Genomic DNA, 23,595 nt, shown 5'->3' with positions numbered 1-23,595 from the left:
TGCAAAGAGGTTTTTTTGATCGTGGTTAAATTGACCACCGTTCAATGATGTCTTTTTGACCACGCGTTGTCCTCATGACCACACCAGCCGCCGCCGCCGACAGGCACTTCAAATCGCTGCTGGCCGCGGTGCGCGGCCTGGTGGCCTGCGACGCGGCGGTGCTGCTGCGCCTGCATGACGACGCCTTGATGCCGGTGGCCGTGGACGGCCTCACCGAAGAGGCCATGGGTCGCCGCTTCCCCGTTGCGGCCCATCCGCGCCTCGCGCAGTTGCTGGGCAGCTCGCAGAGCTTGCGCTTTGCCGCGGACTGCGGCTTGCCCGATCCCTACGACGGCCTGGTGGCCGGGCAGCGCGAACTGCTGGCCGTGCACGACTGCATGGGCGCACCGCTGCGCCACGCCGGCAAGCTGTGGGGGTTGGTGACGCTGGATGCGCTGAATTCACACGCCTTCGACGCCGTGGCCCCGCCGCAGCTGCAGGCGGTGGTGGCGTTGCTGGAAGCCGGCATCGAAGCCAGCGAGGCCTTGCACGCGGCCCACGCGCGCGCCGCGCACGAGCAGGCGCTGGCACGCGAGCGCCGCGCTGGCGTGGCCGCACCGCGCGAACTCCTGGGCAAGAGCGCGGCGATGCAGCAGCTCAAGCGCGAGATCGACACCGTGGCCGCGTCCGACCTCACGGTGCTGATCCTCGGTGAGACCGGCGTGGGCAAGGAACTGGTGGCGCAGCGGCTGCACCTGCGTTCCTCGCGCGCCGAGCAGGCGCTGGTGCAGATCAATTGCGCCGCGCTGCCCGAGGGCCTGGCCGACAGCGAACTGTTCGGCCACAAGAAAGGCGCGTTCACCAGCGCGGTGCAAGACCGCGTGGGCAAGTTCGAACTGGCCGATGGTGGCACGCTGTTCCTGGACGAGGTGGGTGAGCTCTCGCTCCCGGTGCAGGCCAAGCTGCTGCGCGTGTTGCAAAGCGGCGAGCTGCAGCGCCCCGGCAGCGACAAGCAGTTGCGCGTGGACGTGCGCGTGCTGGCGGCCACCAACCGCGACTTGCGCGGCGAAGTGGCGGCCGGGCGTTTCCGCGCCGACCTGTACCACCGCCTCTCGGTCTATCCGCTGCAGGTGCCGCCGCTGCGCGAACGGGGCCGCGATGTGCTGACCCTGGCAGGCAGTTTCCTGGAAGAGAACCAGCACCGCCTGGGCGCGCGCAACCTGCGCCTGACGCCCGAAGCCAACGCGGCGCTGCTCGCGCACGGGTGGCCTGGCAACGTGCGCGAACTCGAACACCTGCTCAGTCGCGCAGCGCTGCGTGCCTTCTCGGAGCAGGGGCGCAGTGGACGCTGGATCGGTATTGAGTCTCGGCATCTGGCGCTTCAGGTCACCGGCGCGTCGGTCGGGCCGACAGGGGTCGAAGAAGGCTTGGCCCCTGCCTCGGGGGGCCTGCGCGCCGCCACCGAGGCATTCCAGCGCCGCTGGATGAAGGCGGCGATCGCGCGCCACCAGGGCTCGCTGGCACGCGCGGCCGAGGAGGCCGGCATGGACCGCAGCAATTTCCACCGCCTGGCCCGGCGCATGAGGTTGATCTCCACGGAAGAGAAACCGTCCAGCGCTCAGCCTGGACGCCAGTGACCACGCTGCACCAGCGCGTTTGCGATCACTGAAGCAATCGGTGCACAACCAACGCGCCGCTGAAAGCCGACGATGCACTGCCGCGATCAGTTAAGAGGCTTGATTCCCTTGGTCGCCAACCAGTCAACGTCCGAGCATTTGCAGAAGCTGCAGGCGGGACAACTGCTCTATGCGCGGTGGTGAGCCACACAGCCTGCACGCGCTGGAAGATGCCTGCGTGCTAGTCACCATCGTGCAGGGGACATGATGGACGACGCATGCGTGTTGCGCGCAGGAGGTCGGCATGAACTGCGGCTTGCAATTGGCACCGCACTTGCTCGCACCTGAACGTTTTCTGCCGAGCCCTTGCCATCGTGATGCTGGCCAAAGCAATGTCTACGTCGCCTGGTGACGCAGCGAGCAAGCGGGGTTCACCGCAGCAGGCGCCAGCCCATTGTTTGACGCGCTTTGAAACGCTCTTTAAGATCGATACAGCGCGCATCTTCAGGAACGATCACTTGCAGTCCTTTCGGGTCGTGATTTTCCTTCCAAGTGGATCCCGGCTCCGCGCTGCAGAAAGCGAGTAGCGATGACATGTGATTCGAGGGCCTATGGGCCCCAGATCCGCGTGGCGCAAAAGTTGCGACCGGTCTGCAAGCAGCTCACGTGGAGCCACTGATGGACAGCGCCATCCTCAGCCTGCTGGGCGCATTCCTCCTGTCGATCATCGGCCTGTTCATCTTCATCTGGTCCATGCGAAGCGGACTGCTGGTGGAGAATTCGAAAGCGGCTTCTGTCATCTTTGCACGCGGCGAGATCGGCAAAGTGGACGACCCGGCGCTGGGCGATGCAGCGCGAGAGTCGATGCAGGCGGCGGCCACGCAATCGGGCATCGAACCGCACGCCGCCGACCCCGATGAAATGCACGCCCGCCTGGAGGCCGATACCTCTACCGCGTTTCCGGTGTTCATGTTCATCGCGTTCGCATGCGCCTGGTTGCTGCTCGGCTCCGTCGCTGGCTTGGTGTCTTCCATCAAGCTGCACGAGCCCGACTGGCTGGTCAGCGAGGCCTGGATGACCTTCGGACGCCTGCGCAGCGTCCACCTCAATGCGGTGCTCTACGGGTGGATCACCAACGCGGCGCTGGGCATGATTCTCTGGTTGCTGCCCCGGCTGCTGCGAACGCGCCTGCTCGGCGGGATCTGGGCCATGCTTGGCGGGGCGCTCATCAACACCGGAATTGCCGGTGGCGTGGGTGCCATCGCGGTGGGATGGACCGATGGCATGGAGTATCTGGAGATCCCGTGGCAGATCGGCATCTTTATCTTTCTCGGCTTCGCTCTCGTCATCCTGCCGGTGCTGTTCACGCTGGTCAACCGCAAGGTAGAGCACATGTACGTGAGCGTCTGGTACATGGTGGCGGCGTTGTTGTGGATCGCGTTGCTCTACCTGGTTGGCAAGATGCCTGGCGTACACACCGGTGTCCAGCAGGCGACCACCAACTGGTGGTACGGCCACAACGTGCTGGGCCTGTGGTTCACGCCGGTCAGCGTGGGCGCCATCTACTACTTCCTGCCCAAGATCATCGGCCGCCCGGTGCGCTCCTACAACGTGTCCATTCTCGGCTTCTGGACGCTGGCCTTTTTTTACGGCCAGGTGGGTGGGCATCATCTGGTGGGAGGCCCGGTCCCTGGATGGCTGGTCACGCTGTCGATCGTGCAAAGCATGATGATGATCATTCCGGTGATCGCCTTCACCATCAACATGGCTTTGACGATGCAGGGGCGCATGCATCTGGCGCGCTATTCACCGACGCTGCGCTTCATGATGTTCGGCGGCCTCATGTACATGCTCTCCTCGCTCCAGGGATCGTTCGAGGCCTTGCGCAGCGTCAACCAGATCACCCATTTCACGCACTTCACCGTGGCGCATGCGCATCTGGGTGCCTACGCCTTCGTCACCATGGTGTTGTTCGGCGCCATCTATTTCATGATGCCTCGGGTGCTGAACTGGGAGTGGCCGTACCCGCGCCTGATCAGCTTGCATTTCTGGTTGGCGGCGATCGGTGCCTCCATCTACTTCGTTGGACTGTCGATCGGCGGTTGGCTGCAAGGCTTGGCCATGCTCGATGCCGCGCGGCCCTTCATGGACTCCGTCACGCTGACCTACCCCTATCTGAAATGGCGCAGTGTCGGAGGCGCTTTGATGGTCGCCAGCCACGTTGTGTTCGTCGGCCACTTCCTGGCGATGGCCTTGCGCTTCGGCCCCACGCGCGCGGGTGCGGCGCTCTTCTGGCAGCAGGGCCAGCAGGAGCTCTCGCATGGAAAATGAGATCAAGCTGGCGGCCGGTGCCATGGTGTCTCTGGCCGTGGCAACGGCCGCCTTGGTCGTCATGCCCTACATCGAGGTTCGCGACATTCCCAAGCCGCCCGCCCTCAAGGAATACACCACCGCTCAGTTGCGTGGGCGGGCGGTGTACATCGCCAACGGCTGCGTCTATTGCCACAGCCAGCAACCACGCACGCGCAGCTTCGGGCCCGACTTCGAGCGCGGATGGGGGCGCGCATCGGTGCCGGGCGATTATTTCTACGACAAGCCCCATCTGCTGGGCAGCATGCGCACGGGCCCGGACCTGCTGAACATCGGCGCGCGCCAGCCCAGCAAGGACTGGCATCTGGGCCACCTCTACCAGCCGCGCGCCTATTCGCCGGGTTCGAACATGCCGTCGTACCCGTACTTGTTCGACATCAAGGAGGCGGCCGACGACGGTGAGGAGGTTCTGGCCCTGCCGCCGGGGTATGCCCCCAAGGGCCGCGTGGTCGTGCCCAAGCCCGAGGCCCTGGATCTGGTGCGGTATCTGCAGGCGCTGAATCGCACCTACCCCATCCTGCCTCCACCACCACCTGCACCTTCACCGGAGGGCGATGCCCAGGTGCCGCCGAAGGTCGCGCCGGCCGCCGGCTCCTGAGCACAGGCGGGAACTGAGCATGTCAAACGAAACCGACCCCCATCGACCACCGCAGGAGCGCGAAAACGCCGAGCCGGACGAAGTGCGTCGACCGATGCCACTGGTGGTCGCAGCGGTCGCCGTCGGCATGGTGCTGTTCGGAGCGGCCTATATTTTGCTGTCAGACCCGTTTGGCACGTCAGGGCTCGGCGACCGCCGAACGGTCGCCGAGCTGTCCGGCCCCGCGCCTGCCGCTGGCGGCGCCCAACCTGACGGCAAGCAGCTCTACACCGCGAACTGCGTGGCCTGCCATCAGGCCACCGGCAAAGGGCTGCCCGGCGTTTTCCCACCGCTCGATGGATCGGAATGGGTTGTCGGCGATCCGCGCCTGGTGGCCAACATCCTGCTGCATGGCGTCACCGGCGAGATGGAGGTCGCCGGTGCGGTCTACAAGGGTGCGATGCCTGCATTCAATCAACTGGGCGATCCGGAGTTGGCAGCGCTCGCAAGCTACATCCGCGGCAATTGGTCGAACAAGGCCGAGCCGATCCAGCCGGAACTGTTCGACCAGGAGCGCAAGGGGAATCCCCGCACAGCACCGTTTGCAGGTGGCGCGGAATTGAAAGCCCTGACCGCCAAGACCTCCTGAGCCGGCAAGGTCCATCCCGTGCGTGATGACTGGCGGTTCACCATGACACGCACAACGATCGCCAGCGTCTTGTTCGCGCTGCTGTCGTATGCGGCCGCGCATTGGCTGACGCTCGACTTCAGGGTCTGGACCGCCGAAGGCGCACGCCGCCTGGAGGTCGCGACGCGTCCCCTGGCGGCCCTTCCTGTCGCGATGGAAGGTCCCGGCCTGGAGCGGCAGACGCTGGCGCAAATCTTTTCACACGAGGGCGCCGTGACCCTCGTCGACTTCATGTACACGCGCTGCGTCAGCGTGTGCGCGGCCTTGGGAAGTACCTTCCAGCAGATGCAATCGACCATCGCCGAGAGCGAACGCTCGCCGCTGGCCTCGAAGGTGCGACTGCTTTCGATCACCTTCGATCCCGAACACGACGACGTTGCTGTGCTCGCGGCTTATGCGACCGGATTGAAGGCCAACCCGCGCATCTGGCGCTTCGCCCGGGTTGCCCATCCCGCCAACGCGTCGGTGGGCCAGCGCCTGCTCGATCACTACCAGGTCACGGTGATTGCCGACGATCTCGGTGGCTTCGAACACAATGCCGCGCTGCTGGTGGTCGATCCGGCAGGTCGCCTGGTGCGAATGTTCGACCATGACGAATGGGAGACGGCGCTGGCGTTCTCTCGCGCGCTCGCCGACGGGAGCGCGCCGTGACGCAGCCACGCAAGGCGACCCACTTTCAGTTCGCCATGGGCATCGCGCTGCTGGCCTTGCTGATGGCGCCCCCGCTGCGGCCGGCCCTGGAGTCCAGCATGAGCTTGCACATGCTCGTGCAATATCCGGCCGTGATGCTGGCGGGTGCGCTGCTGGGCGCGTCGTTGCCGTCGAAGCTGGCCACGCGTTTGTCCGAATGGAACGTCCTGGGCATTGCCGGTCTCGGCGCCTGCGCCTTGTTCCTCGCGGTGCTGATGATCCCGCGCGTGCTCGACCTGGCGTTGGTCGACTTGCGAGTCGAAGGTGCCAAGGTCGCAGCCTTGCTGTTTGCCGGCGCCGTGCTGCGGCCCTCCTGGCGCGCGGCGGGGCTGGTGGTTCAGGCCTTTTTTCTGGGCAGTGTCGTACCGATGACGGTCGTCATCGCGACCCTGTACCAGGATTCCCCGATCCGGCTGTGCAACGCATACCGGATCGACGATCAGGAGCAACTGGCCAGCGGCCTGCTTTGGCTCTGCGGTGTGCTGGTCGTCGGATGGTTTGTACATGTGGCACGCCGTTTGCGGATACTGGCTTCTTGATTTCGACATGCTGGCGCAGGATTGGCCACCGCTTTCACGACCCAGATGCAAGCAATATCTGAGGCAGCGATCGGGCACATCGGTGGAGGATCGCAGGGTCAGTGACGCGCTTGGCTCTGTTGGCGTCCTGGCTTCACCAACGCTGGTGCATTGCCCAAAAAACTGAGCACGACCTGCAGCGCCGGTGGCATCGCCAAATGAACACCAGGTTACCGAAGGTGCACCGGGCGGCCTTGGCGAACAGCTGAAGTACGCGCGGGTTCGCACCATCCAGTTCATGAATACCATTGCCCACGATGATCTCGCGCTCAAAGTGCCGGCCCTTAAAAAGGTCCTCCATGCTTTGAACCTTCTTCGCCGACAGGCCAGGCAATGTGCGCGAACTGGAGCGTGTGATCAGTCGCGCGGCGTTGAAGGCGGTGAGCCGCGGCGCGGACCGCAAAGACATCGTCACGCTGGAGGCTGACATGCTCGACCTCGATGCCTTGGAGATGCCCGCTAGCAGGGCCGCGCTTTCAGATCAGGTCCCCGGTGCAATGGTGATCGTGTCGCGCTTGGATTCGATGCACGAGGTCATCGAGGCCAGCCAGCGCCAAGCGTTGGCGCTGCATCAGGACAACTGGGTGGCAGCCGCGCGCCAGCTGGAACTGGATCCCCGCAACCTGCACAAGCTGGCGCGTCGGTTGGGACTCAAGGCGTAGGGTGAAGTCGACGCGCTGTTCGTATTGTTGCGTGTCTTGATCGAGCGGTTAGTGAAGTCATCGGCCCGTTCGCACCGCGACGAATGACGGTGTCCTCTCTGAGGTGACTCGCCGAATGGAATTCGGTCTGAGGACTGCCAAGCCCTTGCGAAAGGGGACATCCTAGGTCTTTCAGTGTTCACGCAGCGGAGGAGTTTGAGAGGCCAAAAACTGCCCATGGAGCGCGAGCTGAAAGTTGGTCTCACGGACCTCTGGCCGAAGTCGCCATTCACGAACAACATCCTGGGCCGCCATGCGGTCGATCACGTTCATCCGATCGGCGATCACAGCGTAGATCCCGATGGCCGCTTCCTTGGGTGAGAGACCATTTTTCGTCACCAGATCGACAACCTCGTTTCGAAATTGCGGATTCAGAGCAGTCGTTTGTATACCGAGCTCGCGCAGAGCGGTGTTCAGGGCGATGCGAAACAAGAGCTTCTTGAACATTCAGTGATTCGAGCATCAAGACTCCAACGCCTAGGGATGGTCGAGTCCAGGTCATCTGATAACCTGCACTGAACCACTGGCATCCCATCCGATCCTGGTGCAGTTGCCGTGTCGTCCGCGCTGAAAGGAAAGTCCCTTCCCGCCCGGGCTGCGTCCTGGCTATTCCTCCCGGATCACGGCACCGCGCAGCCGCAGCGCGTTGCCGATCACCGAAGCCGAGCTGAGGCTCATGGCCAGCGCAGCGATCATGGGTGACAGCAGCCAGCCGGTGAACGGGTACAGCAAGCCCGCGGCCAGCGGAATGCCCAGGGCGTTGTAGACGAAGGCGAACGCCAGGTTCTGCTTCATGTTCGCCACCGTCGCCACCGAGAGCCCGCGGGCCGTGGCAATGCCGCGCAGGTCGCCTTTGACCAGGGTGAGCTGGGCGCTGTTCATGGCCACGTCGGTGCCCGTGCCCATGGCAATGCCCACGTCGGCGCGCGCCAGCGCTGGCGCGTCGTTGATGCCATCCCCCGCCATCGCCACCACGCGGCCTTCTGCCTGGAGTTTCTCCACGAGTTTGAGTTTGTCGGCTGGTTTCACTTCGCCGTGAATCTCATCAATGCCCAGGCGCTGGCCGACGGAGCGTGCGGTGGTCAGGCCGTCGCCGGTGGCCATGATCACGCGGATGTTCGCCTGGCGCAGCGACGCCAGCGCAGCGGCCGTGGTGGCTTTGACCGGATCGGACACGGCCAGCAGACCGGCCAGTGCCTTGTCCACCGCGAGGTACATGACGCTGGCACCCTGCGCGCGCAGCGCTTCGGCCTCGGTGGCCAGGGGCGCTACGTCCACCCCCAGCTGTTGCATGAGCGCCGTGTTGCCCAAGGCCAGGGGCTTGCCGCTCACGACACCCTTGACCCCGATGCCGGACTCGGAGTCGAACTGCTCGGGCTTGTCGAGCGCGAGCCCCTGTTGCTTCGCTGCGGTCACGATGGCGGCGGCCAGCGGGTGTTCGCTGCCCTGGTCCAGACTGGCGGCGAGGCGCAAGACCTCATCTTCGGGGACGTTCCCGTGCCCGATGGCACGTTCGAAGGTGGGGCGCCCTTCGGTCAGCGTGCCGGTCTTGTCGACGATCAGCGTGTCGACCTTGCGCAGGTTTTCGATGGCGGCGGCGTCGCGGAACAGTACGCCGTTGGTGGCGCCACGCCCGGTCGCCACCATGATGGACATGGGCGTGGCCAGGCCCAGGGCACAGGGGCACGCTATGATCAACACGGCCACCGCATTGATGAGGGCATAGACCCAGCTCGGCTCGGGCCCGAACAAGCCCCAGCCGAAGAAGGTGAGCAGCGCCACCGCCACGACACCCACGACAAAGTAGCCCGCCACCTGGTCGGCCATGCGCTGCATGGGCGCACGCGAGCGCTGTGCCATGGCGACCATCTGCACGATCTGCGAAAGCACGGTGTCCGAGCCGACGTGCTCGGAGCGCATCACCAATGCTCCGCTGGTGTTGAGCGTGGCGCCGATCAGCTTGTCACCGACCCGCTTGGTCACCGGCAGCGGCTCGCCCGTGAGCATCGATTCGTCGAGTGCGCTGCTGCCCTCGACCACGGTGCCGTCGGTCGGCACCTTCTCGCCGGGGCGCACACGCAGCAGGTCGCCCACGTGCACATGGGCCAGCGGCACGTCTTCTTCCTGGCCGTCGGCCGCGATGCGCCGCGCGGTCTTGGGTGCCAGACCCAGCAATGAGCGGATCGCGGCCGAGGTTTGGGACCGTGCCTTGAGTTCCAGCAGTTGACCCAACAAGGTCAGCGAGATGATCACCGCCGCCGCTTCGAAGTACACCGACACCCGCCCCATCGACACAAAGGAGTCGGGGAACACCTGCGGCGCCACCGTGGCCACCACGCTGTACACAAACGCCGAACCGGTGCCCAGGCTGATGAGCGTCCACATGTTGGGGCTGCGGTTCACGATCGATTGCGCGCCGCGCACAAAGAATGGCCAGCCGGCCCACAGCACGATCGGCACGGTCAGCACCAGCTCGATCCAGCTCTGTGTGGCCATGTCGAACCAGCCGAGGTTGTGGCCGAACATCGCCAGCACGGTGACCACCACCGTGAGCGGCAAGGTCCACCAGAAGCGCCGTTGGAAGTCCACCAGCTCGGGGTTCTCGTCGGCATCCAGGTCGGGCATGACCGGCTCCAGCGACATGCCGCATTTGGGGCAGTTGCCGGGGTGGTCTTGGCGGATCTCCGGGTGCATGGGGCAGGTGTAGACCGTGCCGGGCTTGCCCTGCGGCGCGGGTGTTGGGACAGCATGACTCCCCGTCTCGGCGTGAACAAACCGGGCAGGTTCGGCGGCAAACCGGGCCTGGCACTTCGAACTGCAGAAATAGTAGGGTCGCCCCGCGTGCTCCAGGTGGTGCGGCGACTGCTCGGTGACCGCCATCCCGCACACGGGGTCTTTCAGCCCGGTCGCAGGATGAAGTGGTTTCGACGCGCGGCCGTGATGGCCCGCGTGGTCGTGGTGATTTTGAGTGTGCATGGGTTCCTTTCCGTTCAATCATCTCCGCAGGAATACCAGTGTGAACCTTGCTGCCATGGCAAGATCAAGCATTCTCAGTGTCGCCTTCCTTGCCCCGGCGAACGGCGGGGAACCTGAAAATTGATCGCCAACCAGTGGCGGGCGATTGCACAGATGCCACTCACCAGTACCCCGGCACCGTCACCACATGCTGCCGATGACAGCAGGAACGCCCCCGGAAAAGGTCTGGCACGGCCAGCTATTCGCGCCCGTCGCCGTTGTTGCCGTCACTGTCGACTAGCCGCAGTTCACCAGTTTGCTGCTGCCGAAGGTGCTCTTGTCGAGAGCCGGCGACATTCATGGCGCGGGCTCAGCGCTCTATCCTGGACAGCGGATGGCTGGGCGGATAGGTGGGTGTGATGGGCTTGGACGCGCCGACGATGACGCACATCAGCGCCTCCTCGTCGCCAATGTTGACCACGCCGCGGTACACGCCCACCGGCCAGGAGATCAGGTCGCGCTCACCAGCTTCGGCTTCCCAGGCCTCGCCGTCCAATTCGGCGATCAGCTTCACGCGACCGCGCAACACGAAAAACACCTCTTCCACATCAGTGTGGATGTGCAACGGGCCTTCAGCGCCCACCGGCAGGATCATGGTTGAAAAGGTGAAATGCTCGGCCTGCACCGTGTCGGCGTCATCGGCAACGCCAGTGGCACCGGTGCCCACATAGCGCATCTGCGCTCGGCGGTATTTGGGGTCCAGGTCGGCTTGGAACTTCAGCGCTTCCCAGTCATAGCGTCGAGTGGCTCGGGTGGCCATGCGGCTCTTCATCCATTGGGCCAAGTTCATATCGGCGGGTGGCCGAATGGCTGGGCGTTGGGCGGCAGCGGTGTTCATATCGGTTTCCTTTTTCAATGTCAGTTTGGATGCGTTCAATGCTGAAATCGATTCATTCGTGAATCGATGTGTCGTTTATGAATCCCAAAACAATTGGAGCCAAAAAGCTGCTGAACCCCCTTGATGCAGGTCAATGGGTGGTGGGGGGCGGAGTCGCCGTATACGGCCGTTCATCACATCTTGACCCTTGGGGTGCTGTCAATCACTGACTGCGTCGACTTCGTCGGTCACCGAACACGAACCCCGCTGGCTTCCGATTGCATGTCCGGCCGCGCCCGCGTCGAACGCTTCTGGGGCATCATGGAAGACATCATCGGTCCCGTGGTCGGGGAGAACCCGACGGGCGTCGAGCGGCTCTGGCGTTGACGCCCGCGTCGTCATCGCAACCTGGCTCAGAACTCCTTCTCAGGAGCTTTCGATCGACCGATAGCGGGCCACCGCCATGACCGGCAAAGACCAGGCACGCGGCAGCCCATAACCATGGGTCGTGGAAGAGCTGATCGAGTGGCGCGTGTGTCATGGAAACCCCCATTCCCTGGCGCCAGATTCCTGCGAACATGCACCGTCCCATTCCCCCTCGAAAAAAGGAATCGCGAGATGACAAATTCAGTCAACAAAACGCCTCTTGCATCCACCACAGGCGCTGGCGCCCCCGCGGTCAGCGACCGCAATTCGCTGACCATTGGTGCGGATGGCCCGATCGTCCTGCATGACGTGCATTTCCTTGAGCAGATGGCGCACTTCAACCGCGAGAAGGTGCCCGAGCGCCAACCGCATGCCAAAGGCGCTGGTGCCTTCGGCGTGTTCGAGACCACCGCGGACGTTTCCAGGTACACCAAGGCGGCGTTGTTCCAGAAAGGCGCGTCCACCGAGATGCTGGCGCGCTTCTCCACCGTGGCCGGCGAGTCGGGCAGCCCCGACACCTGGCGCGACGTGCGCGGCTTCTCGCTGAAGTTCTACACCACCGAAGGCAACTACGACCTGGTGGGTAACAACACCCCGGTGTTCTTCGTGCGCGACCCGATGAAGTTTCCGCACTTCATCCGCAGCCAGAAGCGCCTGCCCGACTCCGGCCTGCGCGACAACCACATGCAGTGGGACTTCTGGACCAACAACCCGGAAACCGCCCACCAGGTGACCTACCTGATGGGCGAGCGTGGCCTGCCGCGCAGCTGGCGCGAGATGAACGGCTACGGTTCCCACACCTACATGTGGATCAACGCGGCCGGCGAGAAATTCTGGGTCAAGTACCACTTCCACACCCAGCAGGGCATGGCGTTCTTCAACAACGCCGAAGCCGCCGCCATGGCCGGTAGCGATGCCGACTTCCACCGTCGGGACCTGTTCGACGCCATCGCCGCCGGCAAGCATCCGCGCTGGGTGATGTCGGTCCAGGTGATGCCGTATGCCGATGCGAAGAAGTACCGCATCAACCCGTTCGACCTGACCAAGACCTGGTCGCACAAGGACTACCCGCTGATCCAGGTCGGCACCATGACGCTGAACCGCAACCCCGAGAACTTCTTCGCCCAGATCGAGCAGGCCGCGTTCTCCCCAGGCAACACCGTACCCGGCATTGGCCTGTCGCCCGACAAGATGCTGCTGGGCCGCGCGTTCGCCTACGCCGATGCCCAGCGCAACCGTATCGGCACCAACTTCCACCAGTTGCCCGTCAACCAGCCCAAGGTGCCGGTGAACAGCTACATGTTCGATGGTCAGATGACCTACCACCACAGTGGTGCTGCGCCGGTGTACGTGCCCAACAGCGGTGGCCGGCCCTGGGCCGACCAGACCGGCAAGGCTGATGATGGCTGGGAGGCCGACGGCGAGATGGTACGCAGCGCCTACACCCTGCGCGCGGACGACGACGACTTCACCCAGCCCGGCATCCTGATGCGCGAGGTGTTCAACGATGCGCAGCGCCAGGCGCTGGTGGACCAGGTCGTTGGCAGTCTGCTGGGCGGGGTGCGCAGCCCCGTGCTCGAACGCGCTTTCGACTACTGGAAAAGTGTGGACGTCGACGTCGGCAAACGCATTGAGCAGAAGGTGCGCACCGGCAGTACCGGCAAGCCCGCGGAAGGGATGGGAGAAGGTTGAGGCGCTGCGGCGCTTCGTCTTCGGCGAACTGCACGTGCGGGCGGCTGGAACGTCGCGCGTGCAGCGCCGAGAACGCTGCCGCAGAGCAAGATGACGCCCTGATGGTGCGCGTGGGCGCGCGTCCGACCAGCTAGTGTCTTGAGTTCGGTGGAGCACCCGTTCCGTGACATCAAGCGCCAGTTCGGGCATGTGAAGGTGCGCTATCGGGGGCTTGCCAAGAACACGGCGCAGTTGCACACGCTGTTCGCGCTCTCCAATCTGTGGATGGTGCGCCGAACGCTCTTGAAGGAGGCCCGGGGATAGGTGCGCCCCACGGGGCCCGCAATGGGCCGCAAATCGGCCCTCGAACACCCCGGATCGGCGTTCAGATGCCGCCATCTGAAACCTCGTGCATCAGCCCTCGTCGCGACGGGGATTGTGCAGACCTTCCCTAGGGCGTTCGACAATGTAGGGCGAGCATGGGCCAACGTGAACCGCACTGCGGTTACATCAGTTTCAACCTCAGTTTTAAGGTGTGGGTGGCCAGCGTCGTCCACCCACACCGGCCTCGGTCAACCTTGCAACGGTATTCCCGGTACGAAGAGGTTGCCAAGCGAAAAGGAATTGGACGGCCGTGGCCGATGTCGCGATCATGTGCAGCGGTGCAAGAAGCACCGTGCACCGCTCGAATGCGCGTGTACCTTCGGCCAGAACTACAACCAGAGTGGGAAAAAATGCGCAGCAAGTTTGACTGGGACATCGACCCTGAGGCCGACGCACATTCTGGTCGCGTGAACAGCCGACCCGAGCACATACGGGCCGCTGTCGACGGCATGTTGAAGCGCTTGCGGACCGACTACATCGATCCGCTATGCCAGTACCGCGTCGATCCAGATGTGCCCATCGAGGATGTTGCTGGAACGGTGAAGGATCTCATCCAGCAGGCCAAGACCCGCCGAACCCTGCAAGTGCCTTCATTTGGCGTCACTTGCGCTCAGTCCAAAGGGGACAAATGGTGGACTATTGTCTCTTGGCGGGGCGTAACTTCAAGGTGGTGCTAGGTTGAAAAGTCACACCCGGGTACTGCTGCATCTTGTGGACAGAAGACAGGGTCTATTCCTCTTCAGGATCGATCGGCCGTGCGCCAAAGAGATTGATCCGACGCGGGCTGTTGCTTGACTCGGCTGGCGATGGGAAGTACGAGGCTTCAAAGTTCTCGTACTCCTTCGCTGCACTGTTCAGGATGTCAGACATATTCGACGCAAGTTTTCGAAACGTGTCAGGCCAGCCTTCAAACGGCTGAAGGAAGGAGTCCGTCTCGTGCGGATCCTTGAATAGTTCACGTGGTGTATCGAGACTGATAAGCACCCGCTCGATTACTTCCGTGAGCATCGTTTCTACCTCTTCCTGAACCATCATTGGGTCAGGAAAGATGACGGCCTCTCCATCCCCATCCGCGTGCTGAGAAATCCGCGCTTCGAGGAAGTCGGCGAAGCCCTCAACCGCGATGCGCACCGTCGGTCCCCATGCGACTTCTCGCAACCGATATTGTGACGCTCGCTTCTTGTTCAGCTCCTCCATCAGCCTGCTGACGAGCGACAAGCAGTCAGGCTGCTTCAACTGCTGTAGCCAGCCGTGGTTCTTGGCGTGGCGAACCATCAATGCTAAGTCCTGCATGGGCGGCGTCGCTGCTTGAGGCCCATCGGTGGTCCACCTCCACCACGCTTGGCGCATTGCCTGTAGTGACCGTGGGCGCCCACCTGTGCCGGCCGCAACGCGCGAAAGTTGCATAAGCAGCATGCCCAAGTCGCCGTGGGTTTCGCCGCCGCCTGCGTACGGAGAGTTGCGCTCCATTTCAGCAAGGATCTCGATCATTGCAGGACGTTGTTCGGCTAGCCAGCTGGTTGTTCTTCCCATTGATGCTCCTGTTGGTTGTAACAAATACGATATAACGAATAGAATTGACTGCTTTGTGATGCGTGGCGAAGAGTTATGCTCTCTGGTATCAAGTCTAGCAGTTAAACTTTAGATGAATCGCCGCTCAGGATATTTCCAGGTCGCTCTTGCAGATAACAAATACTATTCGTTATCTGATGGCGAAGCCGCTCCACGCCCTTTTGACGATCTCATGTCTCGCGAGGAGCTCAGCGCCCTCACTGGCACGATGCAACCCAAGCGCATGAGCGTGTGGCTCGAGTCACGCGGGTGGGTGCATGAACCGCCTGCACGCCGTGGCGATATCCCGAAAGTTCTGCGCGCGTATCGGGACGCGCGGTTGTCCGGCATTCAGCCTGAGCGCACGAAGAAAGCCAACTACTCGTTCATGACGGCGGGGTCGTTGTGATCCGCCGCAGGGACCGGCCCGACGGATTGCCATTCCGCGTCTATGAACGACGGGGCAAGCTCCGCTACTCCATTGGCTACAAGAATCCGAACGGCAGCTGGGAGTTCCGGTTGCAGTGCGACATTGCCGACAAAGCGCGCATCCTCGACCTGCGTAGTGAAGCAACCAGCCGTTCTGCAACCCTGCGGCTCGGCAAGCCTTCGGACGATAGCTTCCAGGCGCTATGCGACACATGGTTCGTATGGCAGGAGCGACTTCCTGCACTAGCCGTCCAGAAGCGAGCGGACAGCACGCTCAAGGAGAACAGGCGCGAAGCGGCCATGCTGTGCAAGGCCTGGGGAGCGTGGCGCGTCGTCGACATCAAAAAAGGCGATGCATACGACTACCTCGATGCCTGCCTCCTCGCTCGGGACAAGCATGGTCAGCCTCGTCCTCGCGCGGAAAAGGGAAACAAGGAAATTGCGCTGGGTCGCGTCATCTTCGAGTTCGCCGTGCGCACGCGACGCATTGAGGCGAACCCGTTCGCCAGCGTCGAGAAGCTGGCAACACAGAAAACCGACCGTTATGTGACCGACGGCGAACTCGCCCTCGCGGTCGAGGTCGGAAGGCGCATGGGTGGCCCTCAGCACATCGTCGCGTTGGCGCTCAAGACTGCGTTTCTCTGCGTGCGGCGCTCGGTCGAGGTACGCGGGTTGACACGCCAGCAAATTCGCGAAGACGGCATCGAGTGGCAGGCTGCGAAGCGGCAGCGCGGTGAGGCAATGAAGGTTGGCCTCATTGAATGGAGCCCGGCGCTCAGGGTAACCATCGACGAAGCGCTCGCCACTAAACGCCGTGAACTTGCGGGCGACTGGTATGTGTTCGGAAATATGAGCGGCGAGCGGTACACAAAGGGAGGCTGGAAGGCGACCCTCGCAAAGCTCATGGCCGAGTGCATGAAGGAGGCCGGGGACCGCAAGGTCGCGTTCACGAAGTTCTCCCTTCAGGACTGCCGCCCCAAAGGTGTCAGCGACAAGATGGCTCGAGGCGACCGCGATGTGGTCGACGCGACTATGCACAGCAGCGAGCGAATGGTGCGGCAGGTCTACGACCGGCGACGCGTGCGTATCGCCAAGCCGGCTGGCTGATTGGGAGGACGCGAAGTGTCGAACATCAATTCTGCGCACCCGGCAGGAGGGTCGAAGCCAGGCCCGAAGGGCAGGGTGCTGGAGCCCTACGCCAGGGAAGTCCTGCTCATGACCCGCGAGGGTCAGTCCATGCAGGACATCGTGAACTGGCTCGCCGAGCCTCCGAGAAGGGTGGCGATCACTCGCCAGGCTGTTCATCTCTGGGTGAAGGCGCGAATCAAGAAGTTGGTGAAGTTAAACGCCGTCTTCGCGGACACCGGGGTCGGCGGACCCTTCCAACAGAGTGATGTGGTCCCGATCTCCTTGTCGTCTGAGCGGATGTGTGTGTTGAATTCCACTGATCTCTGACCCGAGATTTCCATCGAATACTGACCCACCCGCTTTGTGAGCAAAGTAGCTCACGGTGTGGATAAGTGCTTCGTTTTCTCCTTTTCAGATCTAGGGTGTGTGGAGCTGCAGCAAAGTGCGCCGCTGTTTGCGCGACTTTGTTGCCTCGATCGACAGCCAGGTGGAGAGTTTTTCAGCGTAAGGATCGAGCTTGCTGGAGCTCGCACGCTTGGCGTAACGGGGCTCTTCATCGCCCGCCCGCAGGTACTTCTTAACGGTGTTGCGAGCCAGGCCTGTACGCCTGGAGATCTCGCGGATGGACATCTGCTCGCGCAGTGCCCAGCGTCTTATGACACTCAGTGTCGCCACGTCTATCACTCCTGAAATCTCCTGCTGCTAAAAGCAGCAGGATAGGGTTCTCACGTGGGTCAGCTTTCAATGGAAATTGATGCTCTAACTGGGTCAGTTTTCAGTGGAAGACAACACCGAAATGCATGGTCACAAGCGATTCACGATGGCCACCGACATCCAAGTTTATTTCTGTGATCCTCAGAGTCCTTGGCAACGCGGCAGCAACGAGAACACCAATGGGCTCCTCAGGCAGTACATGCCGAAGGGCATAGATCTCTCGGGTTTCTCACAGCTTCAGCTCAACGCAATCGCGAGACAATTGAATGAGAGGCCACGCAAGACACTTGGCTTCCGCACCCCCGCTGAAATGTTCAGCGAATCTGTTGCATCGACCGGTTGAATCCGCCACTCATAGCCGCCTTTGCTAGGGTAGCCGCAAGAGGCCATGCCCTCCCAGGATGGGTGCAGAAGCGCCACTCGGCTTGCGGATAGGTCCCTTGACGTGTCTCACAAGATCAAGCTGCTTGACATCGATCAATGCTCCGCAGCGCATGCGCGGACACAGTTGAGGCACATTGCGCCATCGGTTTTTTTGGAATAGTCCTTGCAGAACCCGCGTCATTCCTGCACCGAATTTCCAGTTTTTGGAACAGAAATCATGTCCGAGGCCGCATGAATGCTCAGTTCATCCTCCGGCCTGTCACGCCGGGGGTCGCGGGTTCGAGCCCCGTCCACTCCGCCAAATAAATCAATGGGTTACGTGAGAAATCGCGTAGCCCATTTTGGTTTCTGGCACCCGATGTTCCGGCGCTGTCCTTCAAGCGGAGGACAGACGGCCGAATGACCCTCGTCTAGATTGGCATCCATCCACGATGGAAGCCAACGACATGTTCATTCGAAACTGCTGGTACGTCGCCGCCTGGGCGCACGAGATCCCCGAACAAGGCCTGTTTTCCCGCGTCATTCTGGGCGAGCCGCTGCTCCTGTACCGCCTGGCCAATGGCGAGACCGTCGCGTTGGAAGACCGGTGCTGTCACCGCCTCGCACCACTTTCCGCCGGTCGGCGCGAGGGCGACTGCGTGCGCTGTGGTTACCACGGGCTGAAGTTCTCGCCCGACGGCGCCTGCGTCGAAGCGCCAGGCCTCGACCGCATCCCCATCAAGGCGAAGGTGCGCAGTTACCCCGTTGCCGTGCGGAACCGGTGGGTGTTCGTCTGGATGGGCGATCCGGGTCTCGCGGACACCTCGCTGCTGCCGGACAACTTCTCCTGCGACCACCCCGAGTGGCACTACCAGCCGGGCTATCTGCACTATGAGACGCCCTACATGCTCATCTGCGACAACCTGCTGGACTTTTCGCACCTGTCGTACGTGCACGAGAACACCCTGGGAGGCTCCACGCGGATCGCCCAGTCGAAACCCGAAGTGGAGCGCGTGCCGCAGGGCATCCGGGTCACGCGCCACGTGCCGGACGTGCCGCCCTCCGCGTACTGGCGCTCGTTCCACGAGTTCGAAGGCAACGTCGACCGCTGGTTCATCTACGATTTCCTGCTGCCCGGCACCCTCATCATGGACTCCGGCGGGCGCCCGACGGGCCAGGCCGAGGGCGACATGGCGGGCGCGGTGCGGCTGCACAGCTGCCAGACGCTGACCCCCGAGACGGCAAGCTCCACCCACTACTTCTTCCAGCAGGCCTACCACGCGCCCGCGCCCATTCCCGGGACCACGGCCACCATCTTCCAGGGACTGCTCGCCGCCTTCGAGGAAGACCGCTCGATCATCACGGCCCAGTACCGGAACCTGCTTCTCGATCCCGCCGCGCCCATGCTGCCCATGGCGATGGACCACGCGCTGGTGCAGTTTCGCCGCCTCGTGGACAGCGAGCTGGCGAAGGAGCGCGAGCGCGCGCCCGCTCGCCCGGCGGTCGTCGCGGCCTAGAACAGAACAACACCCCCATCCAGGAGACAACCCCATGATCCGTCGAACCACCCTTCGCCTGTTGGCGCTCGTCGGCGCCGCCGCGCTGCCTTTCGCGGTGCTCGCTCAAGCGCCCGCCGCGTTCCCGAACAAGCCCATCCGCATCGTGGCCTCCGCGGCCGCCGGCGGCGCGACGGACTTTGTCGCCAGAACCGTTGGTGAGCGCTTGTCCAAGCAACTCGGCCAACCGGTCATCGTGGACAACAAGGCGGGGGCTAACGGTGCCCTGGGCGCTTCCGAGGTGGCGCGCGCCGCGCCGGACGGGTACACGCTGCTGGTGACCCTGGGCGACACCCTGATCAACAACGTGGCGATGTACAAGACGCTGTCGTACGACCCGTTCAAGGATTTCAGCTACATCACGCAAGCCGTTCGCAGCCCGGCGGTGATTTCCGCGAATGCGGACCTCCCCGTCAAGACCATGGCCGACTTCAGGCGCTACGCGGCCGAGCAGCGCGGCAAGCTGACCTATGGCTCGTGGGGGCCCGGTGGCCTGGGCCATCTGGCGGGTGAACAGCTCAATCGCATCATCGGTGCCGAAATGGTCCATGTGCCGCAGCGCGGCGAGGCGCCGGTGATGGCCGATCTGCTGTCGAAAACCGTCAGCGTGGGCCTGACCTCGGCCGGGCTGGCCAAGCAGCACGTGCTGGCGAGCAAGGTGACCGCATTGGCCATCATGGGCAAAGAGCGGTCGCCGGCCCTGCCGCAAGTCCCGACCATGCGGGAGCAAGGTTTCGACGACCCCTTGTTCGATGCGGCCGTCTACATCGCCTTCGTCGCGCCGGCCAGGACGCCCGAACCCGTGGTGAAGAAACTCGCGGACGAGATCCGGAAGATTCTGGCGGACCCCGAAGTCGGCCGGTTGATGAACGAGCGGGGCCTGGACATCATGAACAGCACCCCCAGGGAGTTCGAGGCCAGCCACCGCGCGGAAGCCGAGGTGATCCTCAAGCGCATCAAGGACTTCGGGCTGGTGGCGCAGTAAGCAGACGGCGCCGGGCAGGTCGACCCGCGGCCGCGCGGCAGCCGACCGGGTAAGCCCTATTGGTGCCCTCTCGGCGAGGTTTCAAACTGGCTGCGCCATGCGCTCCACTTGGAATGTCCTCACGCCACCGCCCGGCCACCACGTGGACGCGGCGGCCATGAACCTGCTGCTCGATGTGCCGACGAGCACCGCACCCGGGCGCGGCTTGCTGAACTTCATCAACGCGCACGTGGAGGTGGACTACCTCTCCCTGGTCGAGTACTCGGGGGCCGTGCCCTCGCAGGTGGATGGATGCACGCACGGGGACCACCTGCCCAACATCACGGCCGAGTGCTTTGCCCGCTACAAGCGGCAGTACAGCCAGCTGGACGAGGTGACCCACCTGGCGGGCCGGGTCCAGCAGGATGTGCATCCCTCGCCGGACGTGACCGTGGTGCACTATGGCCTGGAGGACATTCCGGACATCTGCTGGCGGCAGGAGATTTTTGAACATTCGAAACTCACGGGCCGGTTGAGCTTCCTGTACGCGCCGGTCGCCCGCACCGCGTTTGCCATCAACCTCTACCGCGATGTGTCCTGCGGGCCTTTTGCACCGATGGAGATCGACCGCCTGACCGCCATCGCACCCATTCTTCGCAAGGTGCACCTCAACGCCTTGCATGTCCGGCGGCAGCGCCTGCACGCGCAGGCGCGCAAGGCCCTGGTCGAGCAGAACCTGCTGGAGCGGGCACCCCGGTTGTCCGGGCGCGAGCGCGAGGTCTGCGTGGGCATCGTGGACGGTCTCAGTGTGGACGCCATCGCCGCGGACATGGGCGTGGCCCCGTCCACGGTCCAGACCCTGCGCAAACGCGCCTACATCAAGCTGGGCATCGAGGCGCGCAGCGAGTTGCTGCTGCTGTCGAACTGACAGGACATCGACCGATCGCGTTGCCTGGACCCCTGACCAGGCGGGCGTGCCTTGGTCAGAGGCACCAGGGCCTGGGCGATGTATTCAAACCCCAGTAGAAGCGCCTCTGGCTCGGCGTCAGTGCGCCTGGGTGTACAGGACGAGGGCATGGGTCTGGTTCAGCTCCCGCGGGTTGTTGGCCAGCAGCCTTTGCACGCCCATGGCGGCATCGGCCAGCATGGGCAGGTCGTTGGCGGCGATGCCCACCTCGCGCAGCCGCTGCGGCATCGGGGCTTGCGCCACGTGCCCGGCCATGGTGGCGATGAAGGCCTCGGCCGCTTCAGCATCGCCGGCCCCGTGCAACGCCGGGTTCAGTGCCCGCGCGAGTTCGGCGTAGCGCGCGCGCGCCGCGGGCAGGTTGAAGCGCAGCACGGGCACCATGACCAGGGCGTTGGCCAGGCCGTGGGGCACGTGGAAGTGGCTGCCCAGCGGGTGGGCGAGGGCGTGGATCGCGGCCACCGGCGCGTTGGCGAAGGCCATGCCGGCCAGCATCGAGCCCAGCAGCATGCCTTCGCGCGCTTCGATGTCGTCGCCCTGGGCGATCACGCGCCCGAGATGGCGGTCGAGCAGCTGGAGCGCGCGCACCGCCAGCGCGTCGGAGATCGGGTTCTTCAGGTGGCGGGTGGTGTAGGCCTCGATGGCGTGCACCATCGCATCCACGCCGGTCATGGCGGTGGGCGCGGGCGGCAGGGCCAGGGTCAGCTGGGCGTCCAGCACGGCGACATCGGGGTACAGCAGCGAGCTGATGACGCCGCGTTTCTGGTGGTCCGGCGTGGAGACCACCGAGGTGGGCGTGGCCTCGGAACCGGTGCCGGCGGTGGTCGGCACCTGGATCAGCGGCAGGCGCGGGCCGGTCGCGCGCTGCGGCCCGTAGATGTCGGCCAGCGGCTGGGGGCTGGCCGCGAGCAGCGCGACCAGCTTGGCGGTGTCCACCGAGCTGCCGCCGCCCAGGCCGATGACGCAGTCGGCCCCGGCGGCACGCGCCGCGTCCACCGCCGCGAGCACCACGTGCTCGGGCGGGTCGGCCTCCACCTTGTCGTGCACCGTCACGCGCAGCCCGGCCTTGCGCAGCGCGGCCACCGGGGCGTCGATCAGGCCTGCGCGCACCAGGCCGGCGTCGGTGACGACGAAGGCATGCCGGCGTCCTTGCAGCAGCGGTGCGAGTCGCAGGGCCGCGCCGCGCTCGCAGACGATGCGGGGTGGGGTTTCGAATTGGAAGCTGGGCATGGAGCGGGAAATGAAAGGCGAAGCAAGGCCCCTCGCCGTCGATCGGGCGATGTCGTTCACAGACGAGGGGGAGGGGCGCGGCGCGCCCGGGCGGTCAGTTGATGGAGATCTTGGTGCGCGTGATCAGCTCACCGTAGGTCTTGTGGTCCTTGCGCAGCACGTTGCCGAGCTCGGCCGGGGTGGTGGTGACGCTCTCGAAACCCATGGCCTGCACGCGCTCGATGGAGGCGGGCTTCTTCAGGCTCTTGTTGATCTCGGCGTTCAGGCGGCGGATCACGTCGTCCGGCGTGCCGGCGGGGGCGAAGACACCGTGCCAGCCGCTGATCTTCTCCAGCTCGGGCAGGCCCACTTCGCGGAAGGTGGGCACGTCGGGCAGGGCGGCCGCGCGCTTGGGGCCGATCACGGCCAGCGCCTTGAGCTTGCCGGCCTTCACATGGATGGCGCTGCCCGAGTCGAAGGTGAAGTCCACCACGCCGGCCAGCAGGTCCTGGATCGAAGGCGCCAAGCCCTTGTAGGCGAGGTGCTCGGCCTGGGTGTCGGTCTCCAGGTTCAGCAGGGCGCCCGCCACGTGCGGGAAGGAGCCGTTGCCGGTGGAGGAGTAGTTCAGCTTGCCGGGGCTGGCCTTCATCTTTTCGACCAGGCCCTTGACGTCGCTCACGCCCACCTTGGGGTGGGCCAGCAGGGCCATGTTGAGGCCGGCCGTCATGGCGACGGGCGCGAAGTCCTTGATCGGGTCGAACGGCACCTTGTCCATGACGTAGGGGCCCAGCGTCAGCGTGCTGGAGGCCAGCATCAGCAGCGTGTGGCCGTCGGCCGGCGCGCGGCGCACGAACTCGGCGGCGATGTTGCCGTTGGCGCCCGCGCGGTTGTCGATCACCACCGGCTGTCCCAGGGCCTCGCCCATGTCCTTGGCCACCATGCGCGCGATGGCGTCGATGGTGCCGCCGGCCGGCACCGAAACCACGATGGTCACGGGTTTGGAGGGGAAGGACTGGGCCGCGGCGAAGGGGGCAAAGGCCGAAACGATCAGGGCGGGGAGCAGTTGTCGGATCACGGGGGACTACCTCGGTTCTTGGGGGAATGGGTGAAGGGGATGAGGGAAATTCTAGGGAGGCACCCGGGAGCGCAAGGCACTTTCTTGTTAACCTCTGGTTGACGATTTCGCCCTTGACCACCACCCACGT

General features: G+C 64.0%; 19 protein-coding genes and 5 pseudogenes. 17 read left to right on the top strand and 7 right to left on the bottom strand.

Annotated features, from left to right (window positions below; genetic code table 11):
• Positions 1 to 74: 74 nt before the first annotated feature.
• The 7 genes and pseudogenes from norR to ABSY19_RS05555 all read left to right on the top strand — a co-directional run.
• Positions 75 to 1,616, top strand: a complete 1,542-nt coding sequence (gene norR / locus ABSY19_RS05585) for a nitric oxide reductase transcriptional regulator NorR (protein WP_382159939.1) — start codon at positions 75 to 77, stop codon at positions 1,614 to 1,616.
• A gap of 657 nt (positions 1,617 to 2,273) precedes the next feature.
• Entirely contained in the window at positions 2,274 to 3,926 is a 1,653-nt protein-coding gene (locus tag ABSY19_RS05580; RefSeq protein WP_297400162.1) for a cbb3-type cytochrome c oxidase subunit I, read from the top strand.
• On the top strand, positions 3,916 to 4,563 hold the full coding sequence (locus ABSY19_RS05575) for a cbb3-type cytochrome c oxidase subunit II (protein ID WP_297400164.1): 648 nt from the start codon (positions 3,916 to 3,918) through the stop codon (positions 4,561 to 4,563). Before ABSY19_RS05580 ends, ABSY19_RS05575 begins: the two co-directional genes overlap by 11 nt.
• Before the next feature lie 19 nt (positions 4,564 to 4,582).
• Positions 4,583 to 5,191 (top strand): cytochrome c, encoded by a 609-nt coding sequence (locus ABSY19_RS05570; RefSeq protein ID WP_297400166.1) that lies wholly within the window; start codon positions 4,583 to 4,585, stop codon positions 5,189 to 5,191.
• A 42-nt stretch (positions 5,192 to 5,233) separates the two neighbouring features.
• Complete coding sequence (locus ABSY19_RS05565; protein ID WP_297400168.1) at positions 5,234 to 5,881, top strand: SCO family protein; 648 nt, start codon at positions 5,234 to 5,236, stop codon at positions 5,879 to 5,881.
• Positions 5,878 to 6,459: a hypothetical protein gene (locus ABSY19_RS05560; protein WP_297400170.1), complete on the top strand. Its 582-nt coding sequence runs from the start codon at positions 5,878 to 5,880 to the stop codon at positions 6,457 to 6,459. Before ABSY19_RS05565 ends, ABSY19_RS05560 begins: the two co-directional genes overlap by 4 nt.
• 365 nt (positions 6,460 to 6,824) lie before the next feature.
• Positions 6,825 to 7,160 (top strand): annotated as a pseudogene (locus tag ABSY19_RS05555) (nitric oxide reductase transcription regulator); the annotation flags it as partial.
• Positions 7,161 to 7,331: 171 nt separating this feature from the next.
• Here the strand turns inward: ABSY19_RS05555 and ABSY19_RS05550 are convergent.
• From ABSY19_RS05550 to ABSY19_RS05540, 3 genes are all read right to left on the bottom strand, one after another.
• Positions 7,332 to 7,646 carry a hypothetical protein gene (locus tag ABSY19_RS05550; protein WP_297400174.1) on the bottom strand — a complete coding sequence of 105 codons (315 nt, stop codon included), beginning with the start codon at positions 7,644 to 7,646 and terminating at the stop codon, positions 7,332 to 7,334.
• A gap of 159 nt (positions 7,647 to 7,805) precedes the next feature.
• Positions 7,806 to 10,175 (bottom strand): heavy metal translocating P-type ATPase, encoded by a 2,370-nt coding sequence (locus ABSY19_RS05545; protein WP_297400176.1) that lies wholly within the window; start codon positions 10,173 to 10,175, stop codon positions 7,806 to 7,808.
• A gap of 349 nt (positions 10,176 to 10,524) precedes the next feature.
• The gene (locus ABSY19_RS05540) at positions 10,525 to 11,052 is read right to left on the bottom strand and encodes a cupin domain-containing protein (protein WP_382163695.1); all 528 of its coding nucleotides are present in this window, start codon (positions 11,050 to 11,052) and stop codon (positions 10,525 to 10,527) included.
• Between the two features lie 597 nt (positions 11,053 to 11,649).
• Here ABSY19_RS05540 and ABSY19_RS05535 point away from each other — a divergent pair.
• The 3 genes and pseudogenes from ABSY19_RS05535 to ABSY19_RS05525 all read left to right on the top strand — a co-directional run.
• The gene (locus ABSY19_RS05535; RefSeq protein WP_297400180.1) at positions 11,650 to 13,149 is read left to right on the top strand and encodes a catalase; all 1,500 of its coding nucleotides are present in this window, start codon (positions 11,650 to 11,652) and stop codon (positions 13,147 to 13,149) included.
• A gap of 129 nt (positions 13,150 to 13,278) precedes the next feature.
• Positions 13,279 to 13,452: pseudogene (locus tag ABSY19_RS05530) on the top strand (transposase); the annotation flags it as partial.
• A 467-nt stretch (positions 13,453 to 13,919) separates the two neighbouring features.
• Positions 13,920 to 14,078 (top strand): annotated as a pseudogene (locus ABSY19_RS05525) (aldo/keto reductase); the annotation flags it as partial.
• A 163-nt stretch (positions 14,079 to 14,241) separates the two neighbouring features.
• Here ABSY19_RS05525 and ABSY19_RS05520 read toward each other — a convergent pair.
• Positions 14,242 to 15,003, bottom strand: coding sequence for a hypothetical protein (locus ABSY19_RS05520; protein ID WP_297400182.1), 762 nt, complete (start codon positions 15,001 to 15,003; stop codon positions 14,242 to 14,244).
• Positions 15,004 to 15,157: 154 nt separating this feature from the next.
• Between ABSY19_RS05520 and ABSY19_RS05515 the strand changes: the two genes are divergently transcribed.
• The 3 genes from ABSY19_RS05515 (at position 15,158) to ABSY19_RS05505 (ending at position 16,947) form a co-directional block, all read left to right on the top strand.
• Entirely contained in the window at positions 15,158 to 15,472 is a 315-nt protein-coding gene (locus ABSY19_RS05515) for a DUF4224 domain-containing protein (RefSeq protein WP_297400184.1), read from the top strand.
• Complete coding sequence (locus ABSY19_RS05510) at positions 15,469 to 16,599, top strand: hypothetical protein (RefSeq protein WP_297400186.1); 1,131 nt, start codon at positions 15,469 to 15,471, stop codon at positions 16,597 to 16,599. The genes ABSY19_RS05515 and ABSY19_RS05510 overlap by 4 nt, the downstream gene beginning before the upstream one ends.
• 129 nt (positions 16,600 to 16,728) lie before the next feature.
• Positions 16,729 to 16,947 carry a hypothetical protein gene (locus ABSY19_RS05505; RefSeq protein ID WP_382159936.1) on the top strand — a complete coding sequence of 73 codons (219 nt, stop codon included), beginning with the start codon at positions 16,729 to 16,731 and terminating at the stop codon, positions 16,945 to 16,947.
• A gap of 99 nt (positions 16,948 to 17,046) precedes the next feature.
• On the opposite strand, the pseudogene ABSY19_RS05500 reads toward ABSY19_RS05505, so the two are convergent.
• Positions 17,047 to 17,304, bottom strand: a pseudogene (locus tag ABSY19_RS05500) (IS21 family transposase); the annotation flags it as partial.
• Positions 17,305 to 17,413: 109 nt separating this feature from the next.
• On the opposite strand from ABSY19_RS05500, the pseudogene ABSY19_RS05495 reads away from it, so the two are divergent.
• From ABSY19_RS05495 to ABSY19_RS05480, 4 genes and pseudogenes are all read left to right on the top strand, one after another.
• Positions 17,414 to 17,677 (top strand): annotated as a pseudogene (locus ABSY19_RS05495) (IS30 family transposase); the annotation flags it as partial.
• A gap of 487 nt (positions 17,678 to 18,164) precedes the next feature.
• Complete coding sequence (locus tag ABSY19_RS05490; RefSeq protein ID WP_382159933.1) at positions 18,165 to 19,214, top strand: Rieske 2Fe-2S domain-containing protein; 1,050 nt, start codon at positions 18,165 to 18,167, stop codon at positions 19,212 to 19,214.
• Between the two features lie 34 nt (positions 19,215 to 19,248).
• On the top strand, positions 19,249 to 20,238 hold the full coding sequence (locus ABSY19_RS05485) for a Bug family tripartite tricarboxylate transporter substrate binding protein (RefSeq protein WP_382159931.1): 990 nt from the start codon (positions 19,249 to 19,251) through the stop codon (positions 20,236 to 20,238).
• Between the two features lie 97 nt (positions 20,239 to 20,335).
• Positions 20,336 to 21,145 (top strand): helix-turn-helix transcriptional regulator, encoded by an 810-nt coding sequence (locus tag ABSY19_RS05480; RefSeq protein ID WP_382159928.1) that lies wholly within the window; start codon positions 20,336 to 20,338, stop codon positions 21,143 to 21,145.
• 117 nt (positions 21,146 to 21,262) lie between these two features.
• On the opposite strand, the gene ABSY19_RS05475 is transcribed toward ABSY19_RS05480, so the two are convergent.
• Positions 21,263 to 22,411, bottom strand: a complete 1,149-nt coding sequence (locus ABSY19_RS05475; RefSeq protein WP_382159925.1) for an iron-containing alcohol dehydrogenase — start codon at positions 22,409 to 22,411, stop codon at positions 21,263 to 21,265.
• A gap of 94 nt (positions 22,412 to 22,505) precedes the next feature.
• Positions 22,506 to 23,465: a Bug family tripartite tricarboxylate transporter substrate binding protein gene (locus ABSY19_RS05470; RefSeq protein ID WP_382159922.1), complete on the bottom strand. Its 960-nt coding sequence runs from the start codon at positions 23,463 to 23,465 to the stop codon at positions 22,506 to 22,508.
• Between the last annotated feature and the right edge of the window lie 130 nt (positions 23,466 to 23,595).

The organism is Hydrogenophaga sp. ANAO-22 (genome assembly GCF_042466645.1).
Lineage (GTDB): Bacteria > Pseudomonadota > Gammaproteobacteria > Burkholderiales > Burkholderiaceae_C > Hydrogenophaga.
Note: the sequence above shows the minus strand (reverse complement) of the source record. Positions and strands in the feature narration are given on the sequence as shown.